At 68.1% G+C, this 9,680-nt stretch carries 8 protein-coding genes and 1 pseudogene; all 9 read left to right on the plus strand.

What is annotated here, in order from left to right:
• Window positions 1-349: 349 nt before the first annotated feature.
• The 9 genes and pseudogenes from V5F48_RS22995 (at window position 350) to V5F48_RS23035 (ending at window position 9,402) form a co-directional block, all read left to right on the plus strand.
• On the plus strand, window positions 350-676 hold the full coding sequence (locus V5F48_RS22995; RefSeq protein WP_394025779.1) for a PadR family transcriptional regulator: 327 nt from the start codon (window positions 350-352) through the stop codon (window positions 674-676).
• A 25-nt stretch (window positions 677-701) separates the two neighbouring features.
• Window positions 702-1,955, plus strand: a pseudogene (gene chrA / locus V5F48_RS23000) (chromate efflux transporter).
• A gap of 20 nt (window positions 1,956-1,975) precedes the next feature.
• A complete protein-coding gene (locus V5F48_RS23005) occupies window positions 1,976-2,743 on the plus strand; it encodes a sulfurtransferase (protein ID WP_394025780.1) in 768 nt (255 codons plus the stop codon).
• A gap of 153 nt (window positions 2,744-2,896) precedes the next feature.
• Entirely contained in the window at window positions 2,897-3,292 is a 396-nt protein-coding gene (locus V5F48_RS23010) for a hypothetical protein (protein ID WP_394025781.1), read from the plus strand.
• 137 nt (window positions 3,293-3,429) lie between these two features.
• Window positions 3,430-5,328 carry a DUF3141 domain-containing protein gene (locus V5F48_RS23015; RefSeq protein ID WP_394025782.1) on the plus strand — a complete coding sequence of 633 codons (1,899 nt, stop codon included), beginning with the start codon at window positions 3,430-3,432 and terminating at the stop codon, window positions 5,326-5,328.
• A gap of 2 nt (window positions 5,329-5,330) precedes the next feature.
• Window positions 5,331-5,963 (plus strand): Spy/CpxP family protein refolding chaperone, encoded by a 633-nt coding sequence (locus V5F48_RS23020; protein ID WP_348841866.1) that lies wholly within the window; start codon window positions 5,331-5,333, stop codon window positions 5,961-5,963.
• A gap of 100 nt (window positions 5,964-6,063) precedes the next feature.
• Entirely contained in the window at window positions 6,064-6,357 is a 294-nt protein-coding gene (locus tag V5F48_RS23025; protein ID WP_394025783.1) for a DUF2933 domain-containing protein, read from the plus strand.
• Entirely contained in the window at window positions 6,354-7,028 is a 675-nt protein-coding gene (locus V5F48_RS23030; RefSeq protein ID WP_394260426.1) for a methyltransferase family protein, read from the plus strand. The genes V5F48_RS23025 and V5F48_RS23030 overlap by 4 nt, the downstream gene beginning before the upstream one ends.
• Entirely contained in the window at window positions 7,021-9,402 is a 2,382-nt protein-coding gene (locus V5F48_RS23035) for a heavy metal translocating P-type ATPase (RefSeq protein WP_394260427.1), read from the plus strand. The genes V5F48_RS23030 and V5F48_RS23035 overlap by 8 nt, the downstream gene beginning before the upstream one ends.
• Window positions 9,403-9,680: the final 278 nt, after the last annotated feature.

Here is a 9,680-nt window from a genome sequence, read left to right on the forward strand (position 1 = left end):
TCGGTACGCTTTGGAGAGCGCAAGCTCGAACGCGGCGCCGAGTACGTCCCAATCAGAAGGGGAAGAGAGAGGCGTCTATCCGTGGACCATCGTGCGCATGGAAGACCGAACCCTGTATCTTGCGTGCCTGGAAACGGCGAGCGTTGAAATGAACGTCAGGCCGTTTGCGGCCTTCCTTGCCGAGCGGGTGCAGTGGTCGCTTGAAAAGGCGGGCAGAAAACCGGTGAGCCGGCCAGCGAGGTAGTAGATCGTGTCGGCGCTCCACCCGGCGGACGCCGGTCTTGACTGCGTCACTTTAGTAATCGAATATCGATATCGAAAGTCGATATTGTCTAAGCTGGAAGGGTGGATGGAGCATCAGGAGCTTCTATCTGGCCTCGTTCGCCTGCACATCCTCCATCATGCGGTGGAAGGCGAGGTCTATGGCCAGTGGATGATCGAGGAACTCGCCCGCCATCGCTACCGGCTGAGCCCGGGGACCCTTTACCCGATGCTCCATGCCATGGAGCGCAAGGGCTATCTCGCCGTGCGGGAAGAGCGGCACGGACGTGCCCTGCGCCGCCTCTACCGCGCGACGCCGCTCGGCCGCGAGGCCCTGGAGATGGCGCGGCAGAAGGTGCGCGAGCTCTTCAAGGAAATGCGGCCCGACCCACCAGCGGGATCCACGAAGCCATGAGCCGGGAAACATGAGCGGGGGAAACATGAGCCGGGACGACGTCGCCGACGCCGCCATTCTAGCACCTCCGACGCGGGGCACGCCGATCGAGGTCCTCCTCGCCTTCCTGAAGCTCGGCTTCACCTGCTTCGGGGGGCCGATCGCCCATCTCGGCTATTTCCGGGACGAACTGGTGGTGCGCCGCCGCTGGCTCGATGACGAGGCCTATGCCGATCTCGTGGCCCTGTGCCAGTTCCTGCCGGGCCCCGCCTCCAGCCAGCTGGGCTTCGCGCTGGGACTGATCCGCGGCGGCGGGCTCCTTGGCGGCATCGCCGCATGGGCCGGCTTCACCCTTCCTTCGGCCGTGGCGCTCGTAGCGGTCGCGCTGGGCGCCGCCGCCCTCGGAGGACCCGCGGCCGAAGGCGTTCCTGCACGGGTTGAAGCTCGTCGCCGTCGCGGTGGTGGCCCAGGCGGTCTGGGGCATGGTGCGCACGCTCACCCCCGATCGGTCCCGGGCCGGCATCGCCCTCGCGTGGTCGCCCTGGTGGTGTTTGCCGGCGGCGCCTTCGGACAGATCGCGGCCATTGCCGCGGGGGCGCTGGCGGGCCTGGTGCTGTGCCGCGACCCGAACGGCGTGGGACGTGGCGCGCAGGTCCCGTCCCACGCCCCGCCGGTGCCCCTGTCCTGCCGGACGGGAGTGCTGCTGCTCGCCGCCTTCGCGGCGCTGCTGGTGGTGCCGCCGATCCTGGCGCCGGCGACCGGATCCCAGGGTCTGGCGCTCTTCGACGCCTTCTACCGCACGGGAGTCTTGGTGTTCGGCGGCGGCCACGTGGTTCTGCCGCTGCTGCAAGCTGAGGTGGTGGCGCCGGGCTGGGTCACGCCCGATGACTTCCTCGCCGGCTACGGCCTCGTCCAGGCGGTGCCGGGTCCGCTCTTCACCTTCGCGGCATGGCTCGGCGCCGTGATGCGGCCGGAACCGAACGGCATCGCCGGCGCCGCCATCGCCCTCGTGGCGGTGTTCCTGCCGGGCATCCTGCTGGTGACGGGCATGCTGCCGTTCTGGGACACGCTGCGGCGCAAGAGCCCGGCCCAAGCTGCCATGCGCGGCGCGAACGCGGCCGTCGTGGGCATCCTCGGGGCCGCGCTCTACAGCCCCGTCTTCACCGGAGCGGTGTTCGCTGCCCCCGATTTCGTGGTGGCGCTGGCGGGCTTCCTGCTGCTCACCGTGTGGCGCGTCCCGCCACTCGTCGTGGTGCTTCTGCTCGCCGCGGCCGGGGGCCTGCGGCACACCTTGACCTGATACCCATCCGGGAGGTGTCCATGTTACAGGATCCGGTCATCGAGCCGTCGGCCTTGGCCTTTCTCGGCGCCTTCCATCTCCTCGACGTCCGTTCCCCGGACGCGTTCGAAAAGGGCCATGCGCCGGGCGCCATCCGCGTGCCCGTCGCGGCGTGGGAGGCGGCGGCCCGTGTCGCCGAGACCTCCCTCGATACGTCCGCCTATTGGGAAGACGCCATCTGCGGGCTCGGTCTCGATCCGGCGGTTCCAGTGGTGGTGAGCGATGACGGCCGGATGACGGACGCGGCCCGCGTCTGGTTCATCCTGCAATATTTCGGGGTGAAGGCCCTGGTCCTGAACGGCGGCGGGCCAACCCTCTCCGGGTATCCGGATCGCCTCGCCGGCATTCGCCCGGCGGTCCCCACCGCGGCGTTCCGGGCCCATCCCGGCACTGGACCGGTCGGACTCGTCAACCGCACCGAATTGAAGGGCGAGCTGGACAAGGTCCACATCCTCGACGCGCGGACCTCGGCGGAATTCAGCGGCGAGGACCTGCGCCAGAACACAAGGGGCGGGCATCTGCCCGGTGCCCGGCTTCTGCCGCATGCCGACCTCCTCGGTTCGGGCCGCCTGAAGCCGGCTGCCGACCTGCACGCGCTGCTGTCCGCCGCCGGGTTCGGCCCCGGTGACCACGTCGTCACCCATTGCGACGGCGGCGGGCGCGCGGCCCTTGCAGCCCTCGCCGCCTTGCGGGCGGGCTATGACGACGTCCGGGTACTATCTGAGCTTCGCCCACTGGGCGAAGGATGAGAGCTGCCCGATCGTGCGGGACGAACAAGGACCCGCCTGATCTGGTTCAGCGGAAACCAATGCGCGCGTGACCTCGTCGGCGCGCACGTTGATCCTGCTCAAGGCGGTCCTTTCATGCGCACCTACGATGAGGCATAGTTCGCCGGTGAGGCGATGGAGCGCATGATCAGGCTCAGATCCGCAACGGGGTGGGTGAAGGTGCTGCCAGCGATCCTGGTGGCAATGGCCATGCTGTTCGGGCCCATCGCCAGCGCCTATTCCGCGCCGTGCCACGACGACGAGGATCCGGCATACAGCGTTATGGTGGATCATCCGCACCAGATCGCCTCGCCCGATCCCGCAGATCATCATTCGGACGAGCCGACCCAACCCGCTGACCACGGAAAGTGCTGCAGCGTCTCCTGCAGCGTCTATGTGCCCGTGGCCGACGGCGCTGACCTGCACGTTCTGGATCTGACCTTTGTGCGAGAGCCCTTTGATCTCGCCAACCAGGCCGCAGACGGCCTGGCGGTCTTGCCCGGCCTCGATCCCCCGCGTTTCCAGAGCTGATAGCGGTCTCAACGCATTCCAGGCGTGAGGCGGACGCGCGAAGCGGCACCCGTTGAGGGTGCCGGCGCGTCGACGCGCCGCAAGATGCCCCGACATCAGCGTCGGCCTCGTGCCGATGGGGAAACGAGGACCTTTCCATGTATGGTCGCGACACGCTTGCCGAGCCTATGGCCGGCACGGCTGCGCTCGGGCAATCCGGACCGACGGGCACCGGAGCCTCGCAGCAAACCCGCAATGCCCAAGCGGGCGCCTTCTCCAGCGACCCCGGAACTTTCGCTCGCGATGCCCTGTCCTATGGCAGGGACGCGGCCGAGCGTTGGATCCTGTTCTGGGACACGCTTCGCCAAAGGGCCGACAACATGCTGGCGCACGAGCGCGCCGGAAAGCCGCCGCTGCTCGACTTCGACTATGAAGTCCTGCTCGATGCCCGCCGGTTTGAGCGTCCGGCAAATTATGCGCTCCTGCGCGTGACCCGCGTCGGAGATCAATGCCTGGACGATTGCCTGGACGCTGCCAAGCCGCCGGTGGTGATCCTCGATCCGCGGGCCGGCCACGGACCGGGGATCGGCGGCTTCAGGCAGGACTCCGAGGTCGGCCTCGCCCTGCATCAGGGGCATCCCGTCTATTTCGTCACCTTCTATCCCGAGCCTGCCGCAGGGCAGACGCTCGCCGACGTGCTTCACGTGCTGCGGCGGTTCGTCGAGGAGGTGTCACGCCGCCATTCCGGCGCCGCGCCCGTGCTCTACGGGAATTGCCAGGCCGGCTGGGCGGTGACGCTGCTCGCCGCGGACTGCGCGGGGCTGACGGGTCCCGTCGTTCTCAACGGGACCCCTTTGTCCTACTGGGCCGGCGAGAGCGGCATCAACCCGATGCGCATCGCGGCGGGCTTCGAGGGCGGCGCGTGGCTGACGCACTTCCTCGCCGACCTCGGGGACGGCCGCTTCGACGGCGCCTTCCTGGTGCAGAACTTCGAAGGGCTGAAGCCCGAGGCGGTGTGGGAGAAGTACGCGAACCTCTATGCCCACATGGACACGGAGCGGGAGCGGTTCCTCGCCTTCGAGCGCTGGTGGGGCGGCTACTACTTCCTGAGCCGCGAGGAGATCCTCGCCATCGTCGAGAACCTCTTCGTCGGCAACCGGCTCGAGGAGGGGCGCCTGCGCATCTGCGCGGGGTGCCACGCGGACCTCAGGCGCATCCGCAACCCGCTCGTGATCTTCGCCTCCTATGGCGACGACATCACCCCGCCCCATCAAGCGCTTGGCTGGATACCGGTCGTGTACCGGGACACCGACGACCTGAAGGCGGCGGGCCAGCGCATCGTCTATCTCGTCAACCGCCATGTCGGGCATCTCGGCATCTTCGTTTCCGCCAAGGTCGCGCGGCTCGAGCACCGGGCGATCCTGCAGAGCCTGCCGCGGATCGAGGCCCTTCCGCCCGGCCTCTACGAGATGAAGATCGACAATCCCTCGGGCGATCCCGAATGCCGCGACGGTGGCTACGCTGTCCACTTCGAGGCGCGTGAGGTCTGCGACATCCGCTTCCCCCGGCAGGACGATGCCTTCGAGCGCGTGCGCGACCTCTCCGAGCGCAACGAAGCCTTCTACAGCACTTTCGTTAGCCCCTGGGTGCAGACACTGACGACGCCATGGTCTGCGGCGCTGCTGGAGACGCTGCATCCCATGCGCACGAGCCGGCACCTCCTGTCGGAAGGCTTCCTGCCCTGGATGCACGGTGTCCGCTGGCTTGCGACGCAACTCGCTGCGGACCGGCATCCGGCCGCACCGGACAATCCCTTCAAGGTGCAGGAGGAACACATCTTCTCCCGTGTCACCGAGGCGATCGCACAGGGACGGCGCCTGCGGGACGCGGTGTGGGAGCGCGCCTTCGACGAGCTCTACAGCGGCGCGGGCAGTACCCGCCCGGTCGATATGGAACCACAGGACAGGAGCGAGAACACAAGGCCGCAAGACACACGGAGCGGTTTGGATTTCCAGGCGGCGGGCATCAGCCGCGCCGCAGCAACAAGAGGGAACTGACCATGACGACGTTTCACAATCTGATGCTCGCCAGCGCGCTGCTGCTTGCTACGCCGGGCTTCGCCGAGGACGCGCACCATCCGCCGGAGGCCCAGCCTGCTGCGCCCCAACCCACGGCGCCCTTGGCGGTCACGCCCACGCCGCAGCCGCCTCAAGCCGCCCCGGCGCCCGGTGGTCCTCAAGGCATGATGGGGATGATGGGTCAGGGCGGCATGGGCATGATGGGAGGCGGAAACACAGGGGCCGGCATGGGGATGATGGGCGGAGCCGCCGCCGGCGCCATGGGGATGGGCCAGATGATGGATCCCGGCCGGATCACAGGGCGGATCGCCTTCCTAAAGGCCGAACTGAAGATCACCGACGCCCAGCAGCCCTTGTGGAGTGCGTTCACGGAGGCGCTCAAGGCCAACCGCGCCATGATGGGCGACATGCAGGAGATGATGATGGCCGCTCAGGGCGGCGGCGCCCCGACCGTGCTGCAGCGGATCGACGGTCACGAGCGCATGCTTGTCGCCCGTCTCGAAGCGGTACGGCGCCTCAAGGCCGCGCTCGGGCCGCTCTATGCGTCGTTCGACGAGGCACAGAAGCGCACGGCGGACCAGCTCATGATGCCGGGCGGAATGGGGCCCATGTGAGCGTCGTGACCATGTGAGCGTCGAGTCCAGGTGAGGATCGAGCCCTTGGGCGGATCGGCATGAACGCGGCCGGTCCGCCTCGAGCAGGCGGGAGGATCATATGTCTTTGCATGACGACACCAGCCATATGCCGCGACCCGGCAACGACAACGGCGCACATCCCCCTCACCGGGGGTTCTGGCGCTCGCCCGGTGGCATCGTTGCCATCGGCTTTCTTCTCGCGGCGGGCTTCCTGTTGCTCTCGGAGCATCGTGCCCATGCGCTGGGATACCTGCCCTTCCTCCTGCTGCTCGCCTGCCCGCTGATGCACATGTTCATGCATCACGGCCATGGCCACCATGCGGGACACTCACGGAGCAGGCCGGGGCCGGGGCCCGAAGGGGATGTCCGATGACCGAAACGCCGGCCTACGGCCTGTGGGGCCTCGTCATCCTCAACTCGGTGGTCTTCATCCTGTTCGCCGCGAGCTTCACCCGGCTCAGGACGCCGCGGGACTGGCGCACCCTCGGGGCGTTCTCGGCCTTCGTCGTCGCCCTGTTCACCGAGATGTATGGGTTTCCGCTGACCATCTACCTCCTGTCGGGATGGCTCGGCCGGCAGTTCCCCGGCGTCGATTTCTGGTCCCACGACGCCGGTCATCTGCTCGAGACCCTGTTCGGATGGCGCGTGAATCCCCATTTCGGGCCGTTCCACATCCTCAGCACCATCCTGGTCTTCGGCGGCTTCTGGCTGCTCGCGGTGAGCTGGAACGTGCTTTATGCGGCCCAGCGCGATCATCGCCTTGCGACCGAAGGCCCGTACGCGCGGGTCCGGCATCCCCAGTACGCCGCCTTCGTCGTCATCATGTTCGGCTTCCTGCTGCAGTGGCCGACGCTGGTCACCCTCGCCATCTTCCCGATCCTGGTCTGGGTCTATGTCCGGCTGGCGCGGCAGGAGGAAGCGGCTGCCCGCGCCGAGTTTGGGCCCCTGTGGGACGATTACGCCCGTCGCGTTCCCGCCTTTCTCCCTCATATCGCAATTTCATCCCCATACGTCCCTTCCTCCGGAGACGGTCCTCATGACTGAGCATGACGCGCACGCCGGCCATCATCATCATGACCCTGTGGATCACCCGCACGCCGGGGCGGAGCGTTCGCCCGTGGAAGCGGTCAAGGACCCCGTCTGCGGGATGGAGGTGAACCCGGCCACCGCCGGGTTCCGGTCGGAATACGGCGGCAAGACCTATTTCTTCTGCTCCGCGAAATGCCACGACACATTCGAGGCGGCACCCACCGCCTATGTGGCGACGGAAGCTCAGCCGCGCCCCGCCAGGGAACAGCCGAAGGGGGTGATCTATACCTGCCCCATGCACCCCCAGATCCGGCAGGTCGGGCCCGGCAACTGCCCGATCTGCGGCATGACGCTCGAGCCGGAGGTGACGACGGGCGAGACCGGCCCCAGCGCCGAGCTTCTCGACATGACGCGGCGCTTCTGGATCGGCCTCGTCCTCGCCGTGCCGGTGCTGGCTCTGGAGATGGGCGGACACCTCACCAACCTCCACATGCTGCTCGGGGCGCAGGCGTCCAACTGGATCCAGTTCCTGCTGGCAACGCCGGTGGTGCTCTGGGCGGGATGGCCGTTCTTCACCCGCGCGTGGCAATCTCTGGTCACGCGCCGCCTCAACATGTTCACGCTGATCGCCATGGGCACGGGCGTCGCCTGGGCCTACAGCGTGGTGGCGACCTTCGCGCCGCAGATCTTCCCCGCCACCTTCCGCGCCGCCGACGGATCGGTCGCCATCTATTTCGAGGCCGCCGCCGTCATCACCGTGCTGGTGCTGCTGGGGCAGGTGCTGGAACTGCGCGCCCGCGAGCAGACCGGCGGTGCCATCCGCGCCCTGCTCGACCTCGCGCCCAAGACCGCGCGCCGCGTGCGCGACGACGGAACGGACGAGGACGTGGCCCTCGAAATCGTCACCGTCGGCGACCGCCTGCGCGTGCGCCCCGGCGAGAAGGTGCCGGTGGACGGCGAACTGGTCGAAGGGCGCAGCTCGGTGGACGAATCCATGATCACCGGCGAATCCATGCCGGTCGCCAAGGACGTCGGCGCGAAGGTCATCGGCGGCACGCTCAACCAGAGCGGCGGCTTCGTCATGCGCGCCGGCAAAGTAGGGCGCGACACCATGCTGGCGCAGATCGTCCACATGGTGGCGGAGGCGCAGCGCTCCCGCGCGCCCATCCAGCGCCTCGCCGATGAGGTCTCCGGCTGGTTCGTGCCGGTGGTGATCGCCATCGCGGTCCTCGCCTTCGCGGCGTGGGGCGTCTTCGGACCGGAGCCTCGCTTCGCCCACGGGCTGATCGCGGCCGTCGCGGTGCTCATCATCGCCTGTCCCTGTGCGCTCGGGCTGGCGACGCCCATGTCCATCATGGTGGGCGTCGGCCGCGGCGCATCCATGGGCGTGCTCATCAAGAATGCCGAGGCGCTGGAGCGGTTCGAGAAGGTGGACACGCTGGTGGTGGACAAGACCGGCACCCTGACGGAAGGCAAGCCGAAGGTGGTCGCCCTGAAGGCGGTGGCGGGCCTCGATGAGGCGGAGCTGCTCAGGCTCGCCGCGACCTTGGAACGGGCCAGCGAGCATCCGCTTGCGGCAGCCATCGTGGCCGCAGCGGAGGAGCGGGGCCTGCCTCTCGGCGAGGCCCAGGATTTCGACAGTCCCGTGGGCAAGGGCGTGACCGGGAGCGTGGACGGCCGCAAGCTCGTCATCGGTAGCCATCGCATCATGGGCGAGGCGGGGGTGGACCTTTCGGCGCTTTCGGCCGAGGCCGAGGCGCTGCGCGGCGACGGCGCCACCGTCATCTTCGTCGCCGTCGACGGGCGCGTCGGCGGCCTCATCGCCATCGCCGACCCGGTCAAGGCGACGACGCCTGCTGCCTTGGCGGCCCTCAGGGCAGCCGGGGTCCGCGTCGTCATGCTCACCGGCGACAACAGGACCACCGCGCAGGCGGTGGCGCGCAGGCTCGGCATCGACGAGGTGGAGGCGGAGGTCCTGCCGGAGAACAAGGCGCAGGTGGTTGCCCGGCTGCGCCAGGAAGGGCGGATCGTCGCCATGGCCGGCGACGGCGTGAACGATGCGCCCGCGCTTGCGGCGGCCGATGTGGGCGTCGCCATGGGAACGGGCACCGACGTGGCCATCGAGAGCGCCGGCGTGACCCTGCTGAAAGGCGATCTTCAGGGCATCGCCCGCGCCCGGCAGCTGAGTCACGCCACCATGAGCAATATCCGCCAGAACCTGTTCTTCGCCTTCATCTACAATGCGGCCGGCGTGCCGGTGGCGGCCGGGGTGCTCTATCCGGTTTTTGGCCTCCTCCTGTCACCGATCATCGCCGCGGCGGCCATGGCGCTCTCCTCGGTGAGCGTCATCACCAATGCCCTGCGCCTGCGCCGTGCATCACTCGGATGAGGAGGACACGATGATGAACTACGATGGCATGATGGACGGCGGCATGTGGGGGATGGGGCTGGTCGGGCTCCTCATCCTCGTCCTTGTCGTGCTCGGGATCGCCGCGCTCATCAAATACCTGTGGCGTTAGCGCTGCGGTTGCATGGCCATCCTGTGAAAGACAGGCTGTTCCCGCCTGGGGGCATCAGCCGTCCTGACGCCCCCAGGCCAAGTCGGTTGGTATCGGTGAGACTGTCAGAATGATGCAAACAGGTATCCTTCTCGCCTTGGCCTCGGCT

It is taken from the genome of Xanthobacter autotrophicus ATCC 700552 (assembly GCF_043194565.1).
Taxonomy (GTDB): Bacteria; Pseudomonadota; Alphaproteobacteria; order Rhizobiales; family Xanthobacteraceae; genus Xanthobacter; species Xanthobacter autotrophicus_F.